We start from the raw sequence: 21,203 nt of genomic DNA on the forward strand, positions 1-21,203 counted from the left end.
ACCCTTATACGGCCATCAGGTCTTTTTCTTTCTCGTCCGTGGCCTTGGTGATCTGGGCCTCGGATTCTTTGGTCAGCTTATCGATATCAGCGATGGCACGACGTTCTTCGTCTTCGCTGATTTCCTTGTCCTTGACCAGTTTTTTCAGCTCGCCCAATGCGTCACGACGAATGTTGCGCACGGCAACGCGTGCGTCTTCGGCGGCGCTACGGGCCTGTTTGGTGAAGCCTTTACGCGTTTCCTCGGTCAGGGCCGGCATCGGGATCAGCAGCAACTCACCCAGGTTGGTCGGGTTGAGGTTCAGACCGGCGCTCTGGATCGCCTTGTCGACGGCTGCGAGCATGTTGCGCTCGAACGCCACGACCTGCAGGGTACGCGAGTCCTTCACGGTGACGTTGGCAACGCCGCTCAGCGGGGTGTCAGTGCCGTAGTAAGGCACCATGACGCTGCCGAGGATGCTCGGGTGAGCCTTGCCGGTACGAATCTGGCCGAACGCGTGGTTCAGAGATTCCAGGGATTTCTGCATACGCGCTTGGGCGTCTTTCTTGATTTCGTTGATCATTGTTGGCCTTCCTCGATCAAAGTCCCTTCAGCGCCGCCGTGCACAATGTTCAGCAGGGCGCCGGGCTTGTTCATGTTGAATACGCGCAGCGGCATCTTGTGATCGCGGCACAGGCAGATAGCAGTCAGATCCATTACGCCCAGCTTGCGATCCAGTACTTCATCATAGGTCAGATGATCGAACTTCTCGGCATGCGGGTCTTTGAACGGGTCTGCGGTGTAGACGCCATCAACCTTGGTGGCCTTGAGCACAACGTCGGCGTCGATTTCGATTGCACGCAGGCAGGCTGCCGAATCCGTGGTGAAGAACGGATTGCCGGTACCGGCCGCGAAGATCACGACGTCCTTGGAGTTCAGGTGGCGCATGGCTTTGCGGCGATCGTAGTGATCGGTTACGCCAACCATGGAAATGGCCGACATGACGATGGCCGAGATATTGGCACGTTCCAGCGCATCGCGCATGGCCAGGGCGTTCATCACAGTGGCCAGCATGCCCATGTGGTCGCCCGTGACCCGATCCATACCGGCTTTGCTCAGGGCTTCGCCACGGAACAGGTTGCCACCGCCGATCACCAGACCGACCTGGACGCCGATGCCGACCAGTTGGCCGACTTCCAGCGCCATGCGATCCAGAACCTTGGGATCGATCCCGAACTCTTCCGAGCCCATCAGGGCCTCGCCGCTAAGCTTGAGTAGAATGCGTTTATAGCGAGCCTGATAACCACTGCCCTGCTGAGCCATTGCGAATCTCTCCTGCGGCGTATTTAAAATTCTTTGCGAGCTGTTTACAGCTGGCGTTCACTCTAGCTTGGCGCTGCTGCAGCGCCATCGGAACATGGCTTTGTAAGTCAGTTCCGGGTGGAAACCAAATAAAAATTGGTAACCCATCTGAAAAGAGGCTGCGCGCGTAAGCGGGCAGCCTCTCTCGGGCGACAGTTGAAAAACCGTCTTATTGCTTGGCGGCAGCCAGCTGGGCAGCAACTTCTTCAGCGAAGTTGTCGACCGGCTTCTCGATGCCTTCGCCTACTTTGAAGTAAGTGAAGGAAACGATTTCAGCACCGGCTTTCTTGGCCAGTTCGCCAACCTTGACTTCAGGGTTCTTGACGAACGCCTGCTCGACCAGGCTTGCTTCTGCCAGGAACTTGCTGATACGGCCCTTGACCATGTTCTCAACAATGTTTTCCGGCTTGCCTTTGATCTTTTCTTCGTTCAGCTGCAGGAACACAGCCTTCTCACGCTCGATCGCTTCGTCGGAGACTTGCGAAGGCAGCAGGAACTCAGGGTTGCTTGCAGCAACGTGCATTGCGATGTCCTTGGCCAGCTCGACGTCACCGCCTTTCAGGACAACAGCAACACCGATCTTGTTACCGTGCAGGTAAGTGCCGACAACGTCACCTTCTACGCGTACCAGACGACGGATGTTGACGTTCTCGCCGACTTTGGCAACCAGCGCTTCACGAGCCGCTTCCTGAGCGGCGATCAGCGGAGCTGCGTCGGTCAGTTTTTCGTCGAAGGCTTTTTCTACGCTGGCAGCAACGAAGTTCTTGAAGTCGTCTTGCAGGGCCAGGAAGTCGGTCTGCGAGTTGACTTCCAGCAGCACGGCTGCCTTGTCATTCGATTTGATGGCGATTGCGCCTTCAGCGGCAACGTTGCCGGCTTTTTTCGCAGCCTTGATGGCGCCCGAAGCACGCATGTCATCAATGGCTTTTTCGATGTCGCCGTCAGCCTTTTCCAGGGCCTTCTTGCAATCCATCATGCCTTCGCCGGTACGCTCGCGCAGTTCTTTGACCAACGCTGCAGTAATTGCTGCCATTTTCAAATTCCTCTTGGATAGGTTTTCAACCATTCCACCCGATCGAACGGGCGTTCAATTCTTCCCGAACCACCCATGTTGGCTGCCGCACATTACAAATACAGACGTGGGCGCCGACAAATGGTTTTCGAGGTGGCAAAAAGGGGGCCAAGCCCCCTTTTTGCTTACTGAGTCAACGCCAGGGGCGTCGATTACTCAGCTGCAGCCTGAGTTTCTTCAGCTGCGAATTCAACAGTACCGCCAGCAACATTGTTGCGACCACGGATCACTGCGTCAGCCATCGAACCCATGTACAGCTGGATAGCGCGGATGGCGTCATCGTTGCCTGGGATGATGTAGTCAACGCCTTCCGGGCTGCTGTTGGTATCGACAACGCCGATGACCGGGATGCCCAGCTTGTTGGCTTCGGTGATCGCGATGCGCTCGTGGTCAACGTCGATCACGAACAGCGCGTCTGGCAGACCGCCCATGTCCTTGATGCCGCCCAGCGAACGATCCAGCTTCTCAAGGTCACGGGAGCGCATCAGCGCTTCTTTCTTGGTCAGCTTGGCGAAAGTACCGTCTTCGGCTTGAACTTCAAGGTCACGCAGACGCTTGATGGAAGCACGAATGGTCTTGAAGTTGGTCAGCATGCCGCCCAACCAGCGGTGATCGACGTACGGCGAACCGCAACGTGCTGCTTCTTCAGCAACGATCTTGCCAGCGGAACGCTTGGTGCCGACGAACAGAATCTTGTTTTTGCCCTGGGCCAGACGCTCTACGAAAGTCAAAGCTTCGTTGAACATTGGCAGGGTTTTTTCAAGGTTGATGATGTGAATCTTGTTACGCGCGCCGAAAATGTACTTGCCCATTTTCGGATTCCAGTAACGGGTTTGGTGACCGAAGTGCACACCGGCCTTCAGCATATCGCGCATGTTGACTTGGGACATGATAGTTCCTTGATAAGTCGGGTTTGGCCTCCACGTATCCCAATGACCAACCAGAGGCATAAAGCCCAAGGCACCCAGGTCATCGTGTCGACACGTGTGTGGATTTAAGCTTTTCGGGGCATCCCCGGAAAGCGGCGCATTTTATACCACAGGGTGCGCAGAAACGGAACCCGGAATCTGTATTCGCACCCGCGACATGGGCGCGGCCCCCTTGGAATCGGCCTGACGGACTCCATTGTATAGAGAGAAGCCAGACATGCAGGCGCGGATTTGCGCCTGCCGTCTGTTAGAATCGCGTTTTTCAGGGTCGCAAATCCACACCTGCCACCCAATTCGTATCCGTAAGCGCCGCCGAGCGCAGAGAGAGCCTGTATGACCGTCAACCTCAAAACTCCCGAGGACATCGCTGGCATGCGTGTCGCCGGCAAACTGGCCGCCGATGTGCTGGAAATGATTGCCGAACATGTCAAACCGGGCGTGACCACCGATCAGCTCAACCAGATCTGCCACGACTACATCGTCAATGTGCAGGAAGCCATCCCTGCCCCGCTCAATTACAAGGGCTACCCGAAGTCGATCTGCACCTCGATCAACCATGTGGTCTGCCACGGCATCCCGAATGACAAGCCGCTGAAAAACGGCGATACCTTGAACATCGACGTTACCGTGATCAAGGATGGCTACCACGGCGACACCAGCCGCATGTTCCACGTCGGCGAAGTGCCGGTGTGGGCTGAGCGCCTGTCGCAAATCACTCAGGAATGCATGTACAAGGCAATCGAGATCGTCAAACCTGGCTGCCGCCTTGGCGACATTGGCGAAGTGATCCAGAAGCATGCGGAAAAGAACGGTTTCTCGGTGGTGCGCGAGTTCTGCGGCCACGGTATCGGCAAGGTTTTCCACGAAGAACCGCAGATCCTGCACTACGGTCGCGCCGGCACCGGCATGGAACTGAAGGCCGGCATGACCTTTACCATCGAGCCGATGATCAACCAGGGCAAGGCCGACACCAAGGTACTGGGCGACGGCTGGACTGCAATCACCAAGGACCGCAAGCTCTCGGCCCAGTGGGAACACACCCTGCTGGTCACCGACACCGGCTACGAGATCTTCACGTTGCGCAGCGATGACACCATCCCGCGCGTCTCGGCCTGATTCACAAAACGCTCCCAGCCTATAGAAGGAAAGCCAATCGATGCCGCAGGTGGATCCCGAACTCTTCGACCGCGGCCAGTTCCAGGCTGAACTGGCCCTCAAAGCGAGTCCCATCGCGGCGTTCAAGAAGGCGATCCGCCAGGCCCGCGAGGTCCTCGATACGCGTTTTCGCAATGGCCGCGACATCCGCCGCCTGATCGAAGACCGCGCCTGGTTTGTCGACAACATCCTGCAAAAGGCCTGGGAGCAGTTCAACTGGAGCGAAGACGCCGATATTGCTCTGGTGGCAGTAGGCGGCTACGGTCGCGGCGAACTGCACCCTTATTCCGACATTGATCTGCTGATCCTGCTGGACAGTGCCGATCACGAAGTTTTCCGCGATTCCATCGAGCGCTTTCTGACGCTGCTGTGGGACATCGGTCTGGAAGTAGGCCAGAGCGTGCGTTCGGTCGACGAATGCGCCGAAGAGGCCCGCGCCGATCTGACCGTGGTCACCAACCTGATGGAAAGTCGCACCATCTGTGGCCCCGAGCGTCTGCGCCAGCGCATGATCGAGGTGACCAGTACCGCGCACATGTGGCCGGCCAAGGAGTTCTTCCTGGCCAAACGTGCCGAGCAGAAAGCCCGTCACCACAAATACAACGACACCGAATACAACCTCGAACCGAACGTCAAAGGCTCGCCCGGCGGCCTGCGTGATATTCAGACGATCCTCTGGGTTGCCCGCCGCCAGTACGGCACCCTGAACCTGCGCGCCCTCGCTGGCGAAGGCTTTCTGGTCGAGAGCGAAAACGCCCTGCTCGCCTCCTCCCAGGAATTCCTCTGGAAGGTGCGTTATGCCTTGCACATGCTCGCCGGCCGCTCGGAAGACCGCTTGCTGTTCGATCATCAGCGCACCATTGCCGGCCTGCTCGGTTTCGAGGGTGACGACGCCAAGCAGGCGGTCGAAAACTTCATGCAGCAGTACTTCCGCACGGTGATGAGCATCGCCCAACTCAGCGACCTGATCATTCAGCATTTCGAGGAGGTCATCCTCGCCCCGGAAGACGAAGCGCCGCCGCAACCGATCAACGCACGCTTCCAGCTACATGACGGCTACATCGAAGCGCGCAACGACAATGTGTTCCGCCGCACGCCGTTCGCCATGCTGGAAATTTTCGTGCTGATGGCCCAGCAGCCGGAAATCAAAGGCGTGCGCGCCGACACCATTCGTCTGCTGCGCGAACATCGTCATCTGATCGACGACAACTTCCGCAACGACATTCGCAACACCAGCCTGTTCATCGAGCTGTTCAAGTGCAAGATCGGCATCCACCGAAATCTCCGGCGGATGAACCGTTACGGCATTCTCGGCCGTTATCTGCCGGAATTCGGCTTTATCGTCGGGCAGATGCAGCATGACCTGTTCCACATCTATACGGTCGATGCGCACACGCTGAATCTGATCAAGCACCTGCGCAAACTTCAGTACACCCAGGTCTCGGAGAAATTTCCGCTGGCCGCCAAACTCATGGCCAAGTTGCCCAAGCCCGAACTGATCTACATGGCCGGCCTGTACCACGACATCGGCAAGGGCCGGCATGGCGATCACTCGGAGATCGGCGCGGTCGATGCCGAAGCGTTCTGCCAGCGCCACCAGTTGCCGGTGTGGGACAGCCGCCTGATCGTCTGGCTGGTGCAAAACCACCTGGTGATGTCGACCACCGCGCAGCGCAAGGATCTGTCCGACCCGCAGGTGATCCACGATTTTGCCCAGGCGGTCGGCGACGAAACCCGCCTCGACTACCTCTATGTGCTGACCGTGGCCGACATCAACGCGACCAATCCGACGCTGTGGAATTCATGGCGCGCCAGCCTGTTGCGCCAGCTCTATACCGAGACCAAGCGCGCTCTGCGCCGCGGTCTGGAAAATCCGGTGGATCGCGAAGAGCAGATCCGTCAGACGCAAAGCGCCGCGCTGGACATTCTGGTGCGTGGCGGCACCGACCCGGACGATGTCGAGCAACTGTGGGCGCAACTGGGCGATGACTATTTCCTGCGCCACACTGCCGGCGACGTCGCCTGGCACAGCGATGCGATCCTGCAGCAACCGGTCGATGGCGGGCCGCTGGTGCTGATCAAGGAAACCACCCAGCGCGAGTTCGAGGGCGGCACGCAAATCTTCATTTATGCCCCGGACCAACATGACTTCTTCGCCGTGACCGTGGCGGCGATGGACCAGCTCAACCTGAACATTCACGACGCCCGGGTGATCACCTCGAGCAGCCAGTTCACCCTCGACACCTACATCGTGCTCGACAACGAAGGTGAATCGATCGGCGACAACCCGGCGCGGATCAAGCAGATCCGTGAAGGCCTGACCGAAGCCCTGCGCAACCCGGACGACTACCCGACGATCATCCAGCGCCGCGTACCGCGCCAGCTCAAGCATTTCGCATTTGCGCCGCAAGTGACGATTCACAACGACGCCCAGCGGCCGGTGACCGTGCTGGAACTGACCGCGCCCGACCGGCCAGGCCTGCTGGCGCGGGTCGGGGGGATTTTCCTCGAGTTCGACCTGTCGCTGCAGAACGCCAAGATTGCGACCCTGGGCGAGCGCGTGGAAGACGTGTTCTTCATCACCGACGCGCACAACCAGCCGCTGTCCGATCCGCTGCTGTGCAGCCGTTTGCAGGATGCGATCGTCGAACAGCTGAGCGTCAATCAGGAACCGGATATCAAACTTTCGCGGATCAGTATTTGAATCAATGAATTTTCCCTGTCGGACCGACCAGCGCCAATGACAGCCTGACAATGAAACCCTGTGGGAGCGAGCCTGCTCGCGAAGCGGTCATTCAGCATCAATGTTGGATGGGCCACCCTCTTCGCGAGCAGGCTCGCTCCCACAGGCCTCGTTCCAGCCTGATATTGCGCCTGGCCCTCCGACATCGACCGAGGCCTCCATGAACAACGCTCTGAACCAGCTCCAGCCGTACCCGTTCGAAAAGCTCCGCACCCTGCTCGGCAGCGTCACGCCGAACCCGGACAAGCGCCCGATCGCCCTGTCGATCGGCGAGCCGAAACACCGTTCGCCGAGCTTCGTCGCCGAAGCGCTGGCGAACAATCTGGATCAGATGGCGGTGTATCCGACCACCCTCGGCATCCCGGCCCTGCGCGAAGCCATCGCCGGCTGGTGCGAGCGACGTTTCGGCGTGCCGAGCGGCTGGATCGATCCTGCGCGCAATGTGCTGCCGGTCAACGGTACCCGCGAAGCGCTGTTCGCCTTCACCCAGACCGTGGTCAACCGTGGCGACGATGCACTGGTGGTGAGCCCCAACCCGTTCTATCAGATCTACGAAGGCGCGGCGTTTCTCGCCGGGGCCAAGCCGCATTACCTTCCATGCCTGGATGAAAACGGCTTCAACCCGGACTTCGATGCCGTTTCGCCAGACATCTGGCAGCGTTGCCAGATTCTGTTCCTGTGCTCGCCGGGCAACCCGACCGGCGCACTGATTCCGGTCGAGACCCTGAAGAAGCTGATCGCGCTGGCTGATCAATATGACTTCGTGATCGCCGCCGACGAGTGCTACAGCGAACTGTACTTCGACGAACAGACTCCGCCGCCGGGCCTGCTCAGCGCCTGCGTTGAACTGGGCCGCAAGGACTTCAAGCGCTGCGTGGTCTTCCACAGCCTGTCCAAGCGCTCCAACCTGCCGGGCCTGCGTTCAGGTTTCGTTGCCGGCGATGCCGACATTCTCAAAGGCTTCCTGCTCTATCGCACCTACCATGGTTGCGCGATGCCGGTACAAACCCAACTGGCCAGCGTCGCTGCGTGGAATGACGAAGTGCACGTGCGCGCCAACCGCGCGCTGTATCGCGAGAAATTTGACGCGGTGTTGAACATCCTCAGGCCGGTAATGGATGTGCAGCGTCCGGATGGCAGCTTCTATCTTTGGCCGAATGTACAGGGCGATGATGCGGCGTTCTGCCGTGATCTGTTCGAGCAGGAGCATGTGACCGTGGTGCCGGGCTCGTATCTGTCTCGCGATGTCGATGGCGTCAATCCGGGTGCAGGCCGCGTGCGCATGGCGTTGGTTGCGCCATTGGCGGAATGTGTCGAAGCGGCTGAACGCATTCGCGACTTCATCACTCGGCAACAATAAGTAATATCCGCCCGCGCCAGGCAATCTGGCGCGCGGCTTGATCACTGCGATACATATCAAAGCAATTAACGACTTCCACGCCGACTCTTCCAAAGATACTCTTCAGCGGCTCAATTACTGTAACTTTCCGTCGCTTCTTATCGATTCAGAAACAACTTGCTAACAGCACCATAACCAACCAATAAATCAATATGGACATTGATCATGCACACTTACCCCTTCGTCAAAATGCGCAGTCACAACTTCCGCCCAGGAGAACGCCAAAAGCGTTCCATTGCCTGTTCCAACCGGTTATGGGACAACGCCAGCGAGGTAACTTTTTCGTTCATGGAGAATTTACCCGATGAATCCGCCTACCGGATTGAACGGATAATTCGCCAATGGGAACCTTTTGTCAGCCTGACATTTGCACAGGTCGAAAAAGGCCAAGGGCAGATCCGTATCGCCCTGGACGGCGACGAGAACTGGTCAGCCATCGGCACCGAAGCATTGGAGTTCGATCGCGAAGAACCTACGCTGGTCATTCAGGCCGCCCTGCAAGACCCGTCGTTTGAAGCCACGCTGCTGCATGAGTTTGGACATGCACTGGGATTTCATCATGCCCATCTACATCCCGATGCCAATATTCCATGGAATATAGAAGCTGTGCACCTGCACTTCAAGGAAACTCAGGGCTGGAACGACGAGGAAATTGAACTGAATATATTCCGCCTCGATAGTTGCAACAATACTTTCGACGAGGAGTACGACAGCCTTTCCATCATGCATTATCCGGTACCAAATTTCATGACCCACGGCAACTTCGAGATTGCCTTCAACATGAAACTCAGTGAACGGGACAAACGCCTGGCCAGGCAAAGTTATCCCGCCATTGATTATCGGACTCAGATTATTTGACCTGGCCCAGGTTAGCCTCACTCAAATCCAGATCGGCCAGCACTTCTCTGAGCACATCATCACCAATCTGGTGCTGACGACTGAGGCTGTAGAGCTCCAGGCGTTGTGCGCGCAGCGCTTTCAAACGCAAACGCCGCTCGAGCAGATCCATCTGGAATGCCAGCGCCTGGGCTTCGGCGGAATCGTTGAAAACGTCGAGTTGATGGCGATATTCGGACATGATCCGCGCCTTGAGCTCCGCCGCCAGCGCCGCTTGAGCGGCATCCTGCGGTACGACTTCTTCGCCTTCCAAGGCGTGAATCGCCGCCTCGGCAGTCTTGCGCCAGGCATCACGGACTTCCTGACGACGCTTGTCGTCGGGACTTTTTTCAATGCCGCGCAGCAGTAATGGCAGGGCAATACAGGCCGAGACCAGCGACAGCAGAATCACTCCGGCGGCAATGAAAATCAGCAAATCACGCTCGGGAAACGCATCGGCGCCGATCAGCATCGGCACCGACATCACGCCCGCCAGCGTCACCGCCCCGCGTACGCCGCCCACCGTGAGCAACCAGCAAGAGCGCGCCGTCGGCACCTGCGTCAGCTCACCCTTGCCGCGTAACCGGCGTAGCAACATCGACAAACGCCAGATGCTTTGCACCCAGATGAACCGCAGCAGCACCAACGCGACGAAAATCGCCAGCACATCGAGACAGCGATAGAACAGCGTCGGCCACAGCGTCGGTTCGTGGTTGACCACGGCCTTGATGATGTCTGGCAATTGCAGGCCGAGCAGCAAGAAGATCAAGCCATTGAAAGCGAATTCGAGCAGTGACCAGACGCTGCGATTGAGCAATCGCGTGCTGGTCTGCCGTGGCAGCAGATCGAGCCAGCTCTGCATCATCCCCGCCGCCACCGCGGAAAGAATGCCCGATGCGCCCAAACGCTCGGCCAATACATAAGCGGCGAATGGCAGCAGCAACATGAACACCACGTGTGTGGCCGGATCATCCCAGCCACGGGCGATCATCCACGCCCGCAGGCGCCCGACCAGCCAGCTCAGCGCCACGCCGACTGCCAGGCCGCCCAGCGCCACCGCGACGAACGTCAGGCTGGCATTGGTCAACGAGAACACCCCCGTAACCGCTGCAGCGAGGGCGAACTTGAACGTCACCAGACCCGAAGCGTCGTTCATCAGCGCCTCGCCTTGCAGCATGTGCATCAGCGGCGTCGGCAAACGGTTCTGCGAAATCGCTGAAACGGCTACAGCGTCCGTCGGCGACAACACCGCCGCCAGAGCAAAGGCCACCGGCAACGGAATCGTCGGCAACAGCCAATGAATGAAATAGCCGGCCCCGACCACGGTGAACAGAACCAGGCCGACCGCCAGGGTCAGGATCGGTCCGCGCAACTGCCAGAGCGCGCGTTTGGGCATGCGCCAGCCATCGGAAAACAGCAGCGGCGGCAAGAACAGAAACAGGAACAGCTCGGGATCGAGGGCGACGTGCAGGCCCAGGTTCGGCCAGGCAAGCAAGGCACCGGCGGCGATTTGCACCAGCGGCAACGGCAGCGGGATGATCCGCCCCACCAGGCGCGAGACGCTGACCAGCATCAGCAGGATCAGGACGGTGTAAGCAGTTTGCATAAAACCAGAATCTCAGGCGATCGACAGCGTTGAACTGCCATATTAGCGCCTTAGGCTGTGGCTGACCGTTGCACCTATGTCGCAGCCTCTGTGCACGACCCTCCTGTAGGAGCTGCGGAACGCTGCGATCTTTTTATTCCTGTGGTCAAGATCAGAAGATCGCAGCCTCGTTTCACTCGTCAGCTCCTACCGGGTTTTGCGTTGGAAATCGACCGCGAGCGCCGCGAAACCGTCCGGTCATGGCATAATCCGTCACCATTTTTTTCCAGCACCTGTAAAGGGGGCGATTCCTTGGCCGTTTCAAGTAAAACGTTGCACCTTTTCGGCATCAAAGCCTGCGACACCATGAAAAAGGCGCGCACCTGGCTCGATGAACACGCTGTCAGCTATGACTTTCACGATTACAAGACTGCCGGCATTGACCGTGAGCACCTGACCCAATGGTGCGACGAGCACGGCTGGCAAACCGTGTTGAACCGCGCCGGCACGACCTTTCGCAAACTCGACGACGAACGCAAAGCCGATCTCGACCAGTCGAAAGCCATCGAACTGATGCTCGCGCAACCTTCGATGATCAAGCGCCCGGTGCTCGATCTCGGTGACCGAACCCTGATTGGCTTCAAGCCAGATATCTACGCGGCCGCTCTGAAGTAAGCAGCCGTCACTCTTTGTAGAGGTATTCACATGTCCAATTCCCTGTTCAGCATCGCCTTTGGTGTCGGCACCCAGAACCGTCAAGGCGCATGGCTGGAAGTGTTTTATGCGCAACCCCTGCTCAACCCTTCGGCCGAGCTGGTCGCCGCCGTCGCGCCGATCCTCGGTTACAGCCAAGGCAACCAGGCCATCACCTTCACCACCGCCCAGGCGGCGCAACTGGCTGAAGCGGTGAAAGGCATCGACGCCGTGCAAGGCAAGCTGCTGACCCGTCTGGCCGAAAGCCACAAGCCGCTGGTCGCCACGCTGCTGGCCGAAGACGCGCAACTGACCTCCACGCCTGAGGCCTACCTCAAGCTGCACCTGCTCTCGCACCGTCTGGTCAAGCCGCACGGCGTCTGCCTCGCCGGTATCTTCCCGCTGCTGCCGAACGTGGCATGGACCAGCCAGGGCGCGATCGACCTGAGCGAACTGGCGGAAATGCAACTCGAAGCGCGTCTGCGCGGCGAGCTGCTGGAAGTGTTCTCGGTGGACAAGTTCCCGAAAATGACCGACTACGTCGTACCGGCCGGCGTGCGTATCGCTGATGCCGCGCGTCTGCGTCTGGGCGCCTACGTCGGTGAAGGCACCACCGTCATGCACGAAGGTTTCATCAACTTCAACGCCGGCACCGAAGGCCCGGGCATGATCGAAGGCCGCGTTTCCGCTGGCGTCTTCGTCGGCAAGGGTTCGGACCTGGGCGGCGGTTGCTCGACCATGGGCACCCTGTCGGGTGGCGGCAACATCGTGATCAAGGTCGGCGAAGGCTGCCTGATCGGCGCCAACGCCGGTATCGGTATTCCGCTGGGCGACCGCAACACCGTCGAGTCCGGCCTGTACGTAACGGCCGGTACCAAGGTGGCGCTGCTCGACGAAAACAACAACCTGGTCAAGGTAGTGAAGGCGCGTGAGCTGGCCGGTCAGACTGACCTGTTGTTCCGTCGTAATTCGGAAACCGGTGCCGTGGAGTGCAAGACCCACAAATCGGCGATCGAACTGAACGAAGCGCTGCACGCTCACAACTAAGCGCTTTAGGCCTGTGGGAGCGAGCCTGCTCGCGAAGCTTCTGGCGTCCTCAAGGACGCTTTCGCGAGCAGGCTCGCTCCCACAAGGTTTGGCGTACACCCCGCCCAATTTCACAGGGCTGAACACATGATGATTCCCTCCCCCTGGCGCGCCGATTTCCCGGCCATCGCCGCGCTGCAACGGCAAGACCAGACCTATCTGGACAGCGCTGCCACCACGCAAAAGCCCCAGGCCCTGCTTGACGCACTGACGCATTACTACGCCAACGGCGCGGCCAATGTGCACCGTGCGCAACACCTGCCCGGCGCCCATGCCACGCAGGCATTCGAAGACAGTCGGCGCAAGGTTGGCCAATGGCTGGATGCCGGTGACAGCGGGCAGATCATCTTCACCCACGGCGCCACCAGTGCACTGAATCTCCTCGCCTATGGCCTGGAACATCTTTTCAATCCGGGCGATGAGATTGTCATCAGCGCCCTGGAGCATCACGCCAACCTGCTGCCGTGGCAGCAACTGGCGCAACGCCGTCAGCTGAAACTGGTGATCCTGCCGCTGGATGCCGACGGTCTGATTGACCTTGCCGCCGCCGTGCATCTGATCGGCCCGCGCACCCGTTTGTTGGCGGTCAGCCAGTTGTCCAACGTGCTCGGCGCCTGGCAGCCACTGACCGCTTTGCTCGCCATGGCCAAGGCGCAGAACGCGCTGACCGTGGTCGATGGCGCGCAAGGCGTGGTGCACGGCCGGCATGATGTGCAGGCGCTGGGTTGCGACTTCTATGTGTTTTCCAGCCACAAGCTCTACGGCCCCGACGGCCTCGGCGTGCTGTTCGGGCGCAACGCTGCGCTTGAGCAGTTGCGGCCATGGCAATTTGGCGGCGAGATGGTGCTGGACGCCAACTATCACGACTCGCGCTTTCGTCCGGCGCCGCTGGGTTTTGAGGCGGGCACACCGCCGATCGCCAGCGTCATCGGACTCGGCGCGACCCTGGATTATCTGGCCGGGCTGGATCAGCAAGCCGTGTCGGCCCACGAAGCGGCGCTGCACGACTATCTGCTGCGCGGCCTCGCCGCTCGTAATGGCATTCGTCTGCTGGGCAAGCCGCAACTGGCGCTGGCCAGTTTCGTCGTCGAAGGCGTGCACAACGCCGATCTCGCGCACTTGCTCACCGAACAGGGCATCGCCGTGCGCGCCGGGCATCACTGCGCCATGCCATTGATGAAAAGTTTCGAACTGGCCGGCGCGATTCGCGTGTCGCTGGCGCTGTACAACGATTCGGAAGATCTCGAGCGCTTTTTCGAGGCGCTGGATCAAGCGCTGGAGTTGTTGCGATGAGCTTGCCGGTTGAAGCAGCCGAAGCGCTGCAGACTTTCCGGAATGCGTCGGGCTGGGAACAGCGGGCGCGGTTGCTGATGCAGTTTGGTGATCGTCTGCCGGCGCTGGATGACGCGCAAAAGTGCGAGGCCAATCGGGTGCATGGCTGTGAGAGTCAGGTGTGGCTGGTCGGGGAGTTGCGCGACGGGTACTGGCAGTTCAGGGCGAGCAGCGATGCGCGGATGATTCGCGGATTAGTGGCCTTGCTGCTACTGCGGGTCAATGGCTTGTCGGCGGCGGAGTTGCAGCAGGTGGATCTGCCTGAGTGGTTCACTCAGCTGGGGCTGTCGCGCCAGTTGTCGCCTTCGCGCAGTAATGGTTTGAATGCCGTGCTCACGCGGATGAATGAGTTGGCGCGCTAATCGCATTCGCGAGCAGGCTCGCTCCCACAGGGGAATGCATTTCAATGTGGGAGCGAGCCTGCTCGCGAAGAGGCCATCAGCCTCACCGATCAAACCTCGGGTTTAATGCGATCCGCCGGGCGCCGCACACCCGCGACAATCTTGTCCACAGCCTTGGTCGCCGCGACCATGCCAAACGTCGCGGTGACCATCATCACCGCGCCAAACCCGCCGGCGCAGTCGAGCTTTACGCCGTCGCCGACAAAACTCTTCTGCAGACAAATGCTGCCGTCCGGTTTCGGGTAGCGCAGCTGTTCCGTGGAGAACACGCACGGCACGCTGTAATGGCGGGTCACGGTGCGGGAAAAACCGTAATCACGACGCAAGGTCGAGCGCACTTTCGAGGCCAGCGGATCATTGAAGGTGCGGTTGAGATCGCAGACCTGAATCAGCGTCGGGTCGATCTGCCCGCCCGCTCCGCCGGTGGTGATGATCTGGATCTTGCGGCGTTTGCACCAGGCGATCAGCGCCGCTTTGGCGTTGACCGCATCGATGCAGTCGATCACGCAGTCGATGTAGGGTGTGATGTATTCGGCCATGGTGTCGCGGGTGACGAAATCGGCCACGGCGTGCACCGTGCAATCAGGATTGATCCCGCGCAGGCGCTCGGCCATCACCTCGACCTTGGGTTTGCCGACAGTGCTGTCCAGCGCATGCAACTGGCGATTGGCGTTGCTGACGCAGACGTCGTCGAGGTCGAACAGCGAGATCTCTCCCACCCCGCAACGGGCCATGGCTTCCGCCGCCCAGGAACCGACGCCACCGACGCCGACGATCGCCACATGGGCGGCGCGCAAGCGTTCCAGGCCCTCGATGCCATACAAACGGGCGATGCCTGCAAACCGCGGATCTTCTGTACTCATGACCATTACCCCAAAAACCGGCGCGCATTATAGGGCTACGCAGCGACAAGTTTTAAGCGGCAAGCGACAAGTGTAAGAACTTAAGTCAAAGAGGCTTGCCCAATGTGAGCCATTTCCCTGTCTGATGTACGACCGGCGAACTGTCGGTGTAGGATGCGCGCCCCTTTGGCGTATAGCCTACCGATCCTTCGTTCCACAGCCTTTGGAACCCGAAACAGCTATGTCATCGCGTAAATTTGGACTCAACCTGGTGGTGGTGCTGGCCATCGCTGCCCTGTTCACCGGTTTCTGGGCGCTGGTCAATCGCCCGGTCACGGCGCCGAACTGGCCGCAGCAGATCTCCGGCTTCTCGTATTCGCCATTCCAGCAGGGGCAGTACCCCCAAAGGGATCAGTACCCGTCGGACGACGAGATGCGCCGTGACCTGGAAATCATGAGCAAGCTGACCGACAACATCCGTATCTATTCGGTCGACGGTTCGCTGGGTGACATCCCGAAACTGGCTGAGGAGTTCGGCCTGCGCGTGACCCTCGGTATCTGGATCAGTCCGGATCAGGAACGCAACGAACGGGAAATCGTTAAAGCCATCGAACTGGCCAACACCTCACGCAGCGTCGTGCGTGTAGTGGTCGGCAACGAGGCGCTGTTTCGCGAGGAAATCACCCCTGAGGCCTTGATCGTTCTGCTGGATCGGGTGCGCGCTGCCGTCAAGGTGCCGGTGACCACCTCCGAACAATGGCACATCTGGGAGAAATACCCGCAACTGGCCAAGCACGTTGATTTGATCGCCGCCCACGTCCTGCCCTATTGGGAATTCATTCCCGTCGACAAGGCTGGCCAGTTCGTCTTCGACCGCGCCCGCGATCTGAAAAAACTGTTCCCGAAAAAACCGCTGCTGCTGTCCGAAGTCGGCTGGCCGAGCAACGGGCGCATGCGCGGTGGTGCCGATGCATCGCCAGCCGATCAGGCGATTTATCTGCGCACACTGGTCAACAAGCTCAATCGCCAAGGCTTCAACTACTTCGTGATCGAAGCCTTCGACCAGCCGTGGAAGGCCAGCGACGAAGGTTCGGTCGGCGCCTACTGGGGTGTGTTCAACGCCGCGCGCCAGCAGAAATTCAATTTCGAAGGCCCGGTGGTGGCGATTCCGCAATGGCGCGTGCTGGCGATCGGCTCGGTGGTGCTGGCGCTGCTGTCGCTGACCCTGCTGATGATCGACGGCTCGGCCCTGCGCCAGCGCGGCCGGACGTTCCTGACGTTCATCGCGTTCCTCTGCGGTTCGGTGCTGGTGTACATCGGTTACGACTACAGCCAGCAATACAGCACGTGGTTCAGCCTCACCGTCGGATTCCTTTTGGCGCTCGGTGCGCTAGGAGTATTCATCGTCCTGCTCACCGAGGCCCATGAACTGGCCGAGGCGGTGTGGATTCACAAGCGCCGGCGCGAATTCCTGCCAGTGCTTGGCGATTCCGACTATCGGCCGAAAGTGTCGATCCATGTGCCCTGCTACAACGAGCCACCGGAGATGGTCAAACAGACCCTCGACGCCTTGGCCAACCTCGATTACCCGGACTTCGAAGTCCTGATCATCGACAACAACACCAAGGACCCGGCGGTGTGGGAACCGGTGCGCGATTACTGCGAAACACTGGGCCCGCGCTTCAAGTTCTTCCACGTATCGCCGCTGGCCGGTTTCAAGGGCGGCGCGCTGAATTACCTGATTCCGCATACCGCCAAGGATGCCGAAGTGATCGCGGTGATCGACTCCGATTACTGCGTGCACCCGAACTGGCTCAAGCACATGGTGCCGCACTTCGCCGATCCGAAAATCGCCGTGGTGCAGTCGCCGCAGGATTATCGCGATCAGAACGAAAGCACCTTCAAGAAGCTCTGCTACGCCGAATACAAAGGCTTCTTCCATATCGGCATGGTCACCCGCAACGACCGTGATGCGATCATTCAGCACGGCACCATGACCATGACCCGCCGCTCGGTACTGGAGGAATTGGGCTGGGCTGACTGGTGCATCTGTGAAGACGCTGAACTCGGCCTGCGCGTGTTCGAGAAAGGCCTGTCGGCGGCGTATTACCACGACAGCTACGGCAAGGGCCTGATGCCGGATACCTTCATCGACTTCAAGAAACAGCGTTTCCGCTGGGCCTATGGCGCGATCCAGATCATCAAGCGCCACACCCGCAGCCTGCTGCGCGGCAAGGACACCGAACTGACCCGTGGCCAGCGTTATCACTTCCTCGCCGGCTGGCTGCCGTGGGTCGCTGACGGCATGAACATCTTCTTCACCGTCGGCGCGCTGTTGTGGTCGGCGGCGATGATCATCGTCCCGCAACGGGTCGATCCGCCGTTGCTGATTTTCGCGATCCCGCCGCTGGCGCTGTTCGTGTTCAAGGTCGGCAAGATCATCTTCCTCTACCGCCGCGCGGTGGGGGTGAACCTGAAAGATGCGTTCTGCGCGGCGCTGGCCGGCCTGGCGTTGTCGCACACCATCGCCAAAGCGGTGCTGTACGGTTTCTTCACCAGCAGCATTCCGTTCTTCCGCACGCCGAAAAACGCCGATAACCACGGCTTCTGGGTGGCGATCAGCGAAGCGCGTGAAGAGCTGTTCATCATGCTGTTGCTGTGGGGCGCGGCGCTGGGGATCTTCCTGGTCAACGGCATGCCGAGCAATGACATGCGCTTCTGGGTGACCATGCTGCTGGTGCAGTCGCTGCCATATCTGGCAGCGCTGATCATGGCGTTCCTGTCGTCGTTGCCCAAACCTGTGGCCCAGGCTGAGCCTGCCGCCGCTTGATCGGTTACTGCTTAACGTCAAACGGCGGCCTTCGGGTCGCCGTTTTGCATTAGAATGGTCGCCTTTTTCAATGCCAACACATCCCGTAGGAGCTGACGAAGGCTGCGATCTTTTGATTTTGCTGTTGATTTCAAAAACAAGATCAAAAGATCGCAGCCTTCGGCAGCTCCTACAGGTTTACCGTGCGCACCCCGGAGTTATTACATGACGGCCCACGCCGACCTATCGCCGACCCTTCAACTGGCCATCGACCTGATCCGCCGTCCCTCCGTGACCCCGGTCGACGCCGACTGCCAGAAGCAGATGATGCTGCGCCTGGGCGACGCCGGTTTCACTCTTGAGCCGATGCGCATCGAAGATGTGGATAACTTCTGGGCCACTCACGGCAACAATGACGGTCCAGTGCTGTGCTTCGCCGGTCACACCGACGTGGTGCCGACCGGTCCGGTTACCGCATGGCAGATCGACCCGTTCAACGCCGTGATCGACGAACACGGCATGCTCTGTGGCCGTGGCGCGGCGGACATGAAAGGCAGCCTGGCGTCGATGACCGTCGCCGCCGAACGCTTCGTCACCGACTATCCGAACCATAAAGGCAAGGTCGCCTTCCTGATCACCAGCGACGAAGAAGGCCCGGCGCATCACGGCACCAAGGCTGTGGTCGAGCGTCTGGTCGCGCGCAACGAGCGTCTGGACTGGTGCATCGTTGGCGAGCCGTCGAGCACCACGCTGGTCGGCGATGTGGTGAAAAACGGCCGTCGTGGCTCCCTCGGCGCCAGGCTCACGGTCAAAGGCGTGCAGGGTCATGTGGCCTACCCGCATCTGGCGAAGAACCCGATCCACCTCGCCGCTCCGGCGCTGGCGGAACTGGCCGCCGAGCACTGGGACAATGGTAACGATTTCTTCCCGCCGACCAGTTTCCAGATTTCCAACCTCAATTCCGGCACCGGCGCGACCAATGTCATTCCGGGCGATCTGGTGGCGGTGTTCAACTTCCGTTTTTCCACCGAATCGACCGTCGAAGGCTTGCAGAAACGCGTTGCCGATATTCTCGACAAGCACGATCTGGACTGGCACATCGACTGGGCGCTGTCCGGCCTGCCGTTCCTCACCGAACCGGGCGCGCTGCTCGATGCGGTGTCGTCGAGCATCAAGGACATCACCGGTCGCGAGACCAAGGCGTCGACCAGCGGCGGGACTTCGGATGGTCGTTTCATCGCGACCATGGGCACGCAAGTGGTTGAACTGGGCCCGGTCAACGCGACCATCCACCAGGTCAACGAACGCGTGCTGGCGGCGGATCTGGATGTGCTGACCGAAATTTATTACCAGACCCTGATCAAGTTGCTCGCCTGATGCTCGCATGCCCGATCTGCAGTGAACCGCTCAACGCGGTCGACAACGGCGTGGTCTGCCCCGCCGGGCATCGATTCGACCGTGCGCGCCAGGGTTATCTGAACCTGCTGCCGGTGCAGCACAAGAACAGCCGTGACCCGGGCGACAATCAGGCGATGGTCGAAGCGCGGCGTGATTTCCTCAACGCAGGGCATTACGCGCCAGTGGCCAAACGTCTGGCTGAATTGGCAGCCAGTTTTGCCCCGGAGCGCTGGGTCGACATCGGTTGTGGCGAGGGTTACTACACCGCGCAAATCGCCGAGGCTTTGCCCAATGCAGATGGCTATGCACTGGACATTTCCCGCGAAGCCGTCAAACGCGCCTGCAAGCGCAACCCGGCGCTTACCTGGTTGATCGCCAGCATGGCGCGGGTGCCGTTGGCTTCGGGCAGCTGCCAGTTTCTCGCCAGCGTCTTCAGTCCGCTGGACTGGGAGGAAGCCAAGCGTCTGCTCAGCGTTGGCGGCGGCCTGATGAAAGTCGGCCCGACTCGCGGCCATCTGATGGAGTTGCGCGAGCGCCTGTACGACGAAGTGCGCGAGTACACCGACGACAAGCATCTGGCTCTGGTGCCGGCCGGCATGGCGCTGGCACATAGCGAAACGCTGGAATTCAAGCTCACCCTGGACAAGCCCGAGGATCGCGCCAACCTGCTGGCGATGACGCCCCACGGCTGGCGTGCCAGTGCCGAGCGTCGCGCGGCAGTGATCGAACAGGCCGAGCCGTTCGAGACCACCGTGTCGATGCGCTACGATTATTTTGTTCTTCAATAACTTTTGGTCTCGGGCACAGGCCCGTGGCCGGCTAAATCCGCGAATGGATTTTTCAGACCCGCAGTGAGGACATCCATGCGCCAACCGGACATCGAGATTTACCTGAAAGACGCCGACGTCGACCACAAGGCCATTTCCGCCTGGCTCGGCGCAGCGCTGGGCCCGTGCAGCGATTGGGTACAGAAAGGCCAGACATACAAGTGCAAGGCCGGCAACGTGCCGGTGACCTGGCTGCCGAAAGCCGTAGGCAAGTGGAACAGCCTGTACCTGGAAAGCGACCAGACGCCCTGGGATGACGACATCGCCTGCGCCCGCGCAGCCTTTGCCGCGCTGAACGTCGAAGTGCGTTGCGCACCGGGGACGTGGGTCGAAGAAGAAGGAGAAGAAACCGCCGATCGCTGGATTCGCATCAGCGCAGACGGAGAAGAAGAGATCACCTGGAAAACGGCTTAAAAGCAGCTGCAAGTTACGAGCTGCAAGCTGCAAGCCTCAAGCGGAACTGCTTATAGCTTGTGGCTTGCAGCTTGAAACTTGAAGCTGCTGTTACAGACCTACAACATCCTCAGCCTGCAAGCCCTTCTCGCCGGTAATCACCGCGTACTCGACCTGTTGACCTTCGGTCAGCGAGCGATGCCCTTCGCCGCGAATCGCGCGGTAGTGCACGAACACGTCCACCCCGTCTTCGCGCTGGATAAAGCCGTAGCCTTTGGCGTCGTTGAACCACTTCACGTTGCCGGTTTCGCGTGTTGCCATC

19 protein-coding genes are annotated in these 21,203 nt (G+C 59.8%); 12 read left to right on the forward strand and 7 right to left on the reverse strand.

Features of this window, described 5'->3' with window-relative positions:
- Positions 1 to 4: 4 nt before the first annotated feature.
- The 4 genes from frr to rpsB form a co-directional block, all read right to left on the reverse strand.
- Positions 5 to 562 carry a ribosome recycling factor gene (frr, locus tag GXB78_RS25335; RefSeq protein ID WP_007954771.1) on the reverse strand — a complete coding sequence of 186 codons (558 nt, stop codon included), beginning with the start codon at positions 560 to 562 and terminating at the stop codon, positions 5 to 7.
- A complete protein-coding gene (gene pyrH, locus GXB78_RS25340; protein WP_003222124.1) occupies positions 559 to 1,302 on the reverse strand; it encodes a UMP kinase in 744 nt (247 codons plus the stop codon). Before pyrH ends, frr begins: the two co-directional genes overlap by 4 nt.
- Positions 1,303 to 1,510: 208 nt before the next feature.
- Positions 1,511 to 2,374: a translation elongation factor Ts gene (gene tsf / locus GXB78_RS25345; protein ID WP_041478130.1), complete on the reverse strand. Its 864-nt coding sequence runs from the start codon at positions 2,372 to 2,374 to the stop codon at positions 1,511 to 1,513.
- A gap of 191 nt (positions 2,375 to 2,565) precedes the next feature.
- Positions 2,566 to 3,303, reverse strand: coding sequence for a 30S ribosomal protein S2 (gene rpsB, locus GXB78_RS25350; protein ID WP_003222119.1), 738 nt, complete (start codon positions 3,301 to 3,303; stop codon positions 2,566 to 2,568).
- Positions 3,304 to 3,675: 372 nt separating this feature from the next.
- Between rpsB and map the strand changes: the two genes are divergently transcribed.
- The 4 genes from map (at position 3,676) to GXB78_RS25370 (ending at position 9,497) form a co-directional block, all read left to right on the forward strand.
- Complete coding sequence (gene map / locus GXB78_RS25355; RefSeq protein WP_329517469.1) at positions 3,676 to 4,458, forward strand: type I methionyl aminopeptidase; 783 nt, start codon at positions 3,676 to 3,678, stop codon at positions 4,456 to 4,458.
- 40 nt (positions 4,459 to 4,498) lie between these two features.
- Positions 4,499 to 7,201: a [protein-PII] uridylyltransferase gene (locus GXB78_RS25360; protein WP_329517470.1), complete on the forward strand. Its 2,703-nt coding sequence runs from the start codon at positions 4,499 to 4,501 to the stop codon at positions 7,199 to 7,201.
- A 199-nt stretch (positions 7,202 to 7,400) separates the two neighbouring features.
- Positions 7,401 to 8,600, forward strand: a complete 1,200-nt coding sequence (gene dapC, locus GXB78_RS25365; RefSeq protein ID WP_329517471.1) for a succinyldiaminopimelate transaminase — start codon at positions 7,401 to 7,403, stop codon at positions 8,598 to 8,600.
- 204 nt (positions 8,601 to 8,804) lie between these two features.
- Complete coding sequence (locus GXB78_RS25370; RefSeq protein WP_329517472.1) at positions 8,805 to 9,497, forward strand: M12 family metallopeptidase; 693 nt, start codon at positions 8,805 to 8,807, stop codon at positions 9,495 to 9,497.
- On the opposite strand, the gene GXB78_RS25375 is transcribed toward GXB78_RS25370, so the two are convergent.
- A complete protein-coding gene (locus tag GXB78_RS25375; RefSeq protein ID WP_329517473.1) occupies positions 9,490 to 11,121 on the reverse strand; it encodes a Na+/H+ antiporter in 1,632 nt (543 codons plus the stop codon). The two genes, GXB78_RS25370 and GXB78_RS25375, sit on opposite strands and share 8 nt — an antisense overlap.
- Positions 11,122 to 11,412: 291 nt before the next feature.
- Between GXB78_RS25375 and GXB78_RS25380 the strand changes: the two genes are divergently transcribed.
- The 4 genes from GXB78_RS25380 to GXB78_RS25395 all read left to right on the forward strand — a co-directional run bounded on the left by GXB78_RS25380 (position 11,413) and on the right by GXB78_RS25395 (position 14,573).
- A complete protein-coding gene (locus GXB78_RS25380) occupies positions 11,413 to 11,775 on the forward strand; it encodes an ArsC family reductase (RefSeq protein WP_093104271.1) in 363 nt (120 codons plus the stop codon).
- A 30-nt stretch (positions 11,776 to 11,805) separates the two neighbouring features.
- Positions 11,806 to 12,840 carry a 2,3,4,5-tetrahydropyridine-2,6-dicarboxylate N-succinyltransferase gene (gene dapD / locus GXB78_RS25385; protein ID WP_329517474.1) on the forward strand — a complete coding sequence of 345 codons (1,035 nt, stop codon included), beginning with the start codon at positions 11,806 to 11,808 and terminating at the stop codon, positions 12,838 to 12,840.
- 126 nt (positions 12,841 to 12,966) lie between these two features.
- Positions 12,967 to 14,172: an aminotransferase class V-fold PLP-dependent enzyme gene (locus GXB78_RS25390; protein ID WP_329517475.1), complete on the forward strand. Its 1,206-nt coding sequence runs from the start codon at positions 12,967 to 12,969 to the stop codon at positions 14,170 to 14,172.
- Entirely contained in the window at positions 14,169 to 14,573 is a 405-nt protein-coding gene (locus GXB78_RS25395; protein ID WP_329517476.1) for a SufE family protein, read from the forward strand. The genes GXB78_RS25390 and GXB78_RS25395 overlap by 4 nt, the downstream gene beginning before the upstream one ends.
- Positions 14,574 to 14,662: 89 nt before the next feature.
- On the opposite strand, the gene tcdA is transcribed toward GXB78_RS25395, so the two are convergent.
- Positions 14,663 to 15,481 (reverse strand): tRNA cyclic N6-threonylcarbamoyladenosine(37) synthase TcdA, encoded by an 819-nt coding sequence (gene tcdA / locus GXB78_RS25400; protein ID WP_329517477.1) that lies wholly within the window; start codon positions 15,479 to 15,481, stop codon positions 14,663 to 14,665.
- Positions 15,482 to 15,695: 214 nt separating this feature from the next.
- Between tcdA and GXB78_RS25405 the strand changes: the two genes are divergently transcribed.
- From GXB78_RS25405 to GXB78_RS25420, 4 genes are all read left to right on the forward strand, one after another.
- On the forward strand, positions 15,696 to 18,284 hold the full coding sequence (locus GXB78_RS25405) for a glycosyltransferase (protein ID WP_329517478.1): 2,589 nt from the start codon (positions 15,696 to 15,698) through the stop codon (positions 18,282 to 18,284).
- A 204-nt stretch (positions 18,285 to 18,488) separates the two neighbouring features.
- Positions 18,489 to 19,640, forward strand: coding sequence for a succinyl-diaminopimelate desuccinylase (gene dapE, locus GXB78_RS25410; protein WP_329517479.1), 1,152 nt, complete (start codon positions 18,489 to 18,491; stop codon positions 19,638 to 19,640).
- Positions 19,640 to 20,449 (forward strand): putative RNA methyltransferase, encoded by an 810-nt coding sequence (locus GXB78_RS25415; protein ID WP_329517480.1) that lies wholly within the window; start codon positions 19,640 to 19,642, stop codon positions 20,447 to 20,449. Before dapE ends, GXB78_RS25415 begins: the two co-directional genes overlap by 1 nt.
- 75 nt (positions 20,450 to 20,524) lie before the next feature.
- Entirely contained in the window at positions 20,525 to 20,902 is a 378-nt protein-coding gene (locus GXB78_RS25420) for a hypothetical protein (protein ID WP_064364265.1), read from the forward strand.
- A gap of 90 nt (positions 20,903 to 20,992) precedes the next feature.
- Here GXB78_RS25420 and GXB78_RS25425 read toward each other — a convergent pair whose 3' ends face one another.
- On the reverse strand, positions 20,993 to 21,202 hold the full coding sequence (locus GXB78_RS25425) for a cold-shock protein (RefSeq protein ID WP_007908870.1): 210 nt from the start codon (positions 21,200 to 21,202) through the stop codon (positions 20,993 to 20,995).
- Between the last annotated feature and the right edge of the window lies 1 nt (position 21,203).

Source organism: Pseudomonas moraviensis subsp. stanleyae (assembly GCF_036283065.1).
GTDB classification, from domain to species: domain Bacteria; phylum Pseudomonadota; class Gammaproteobacteria; order Pseudomonadales; family Pseudomonadaceae; genus Aquipseudomonas; species Aquipseudomonas stanleyae.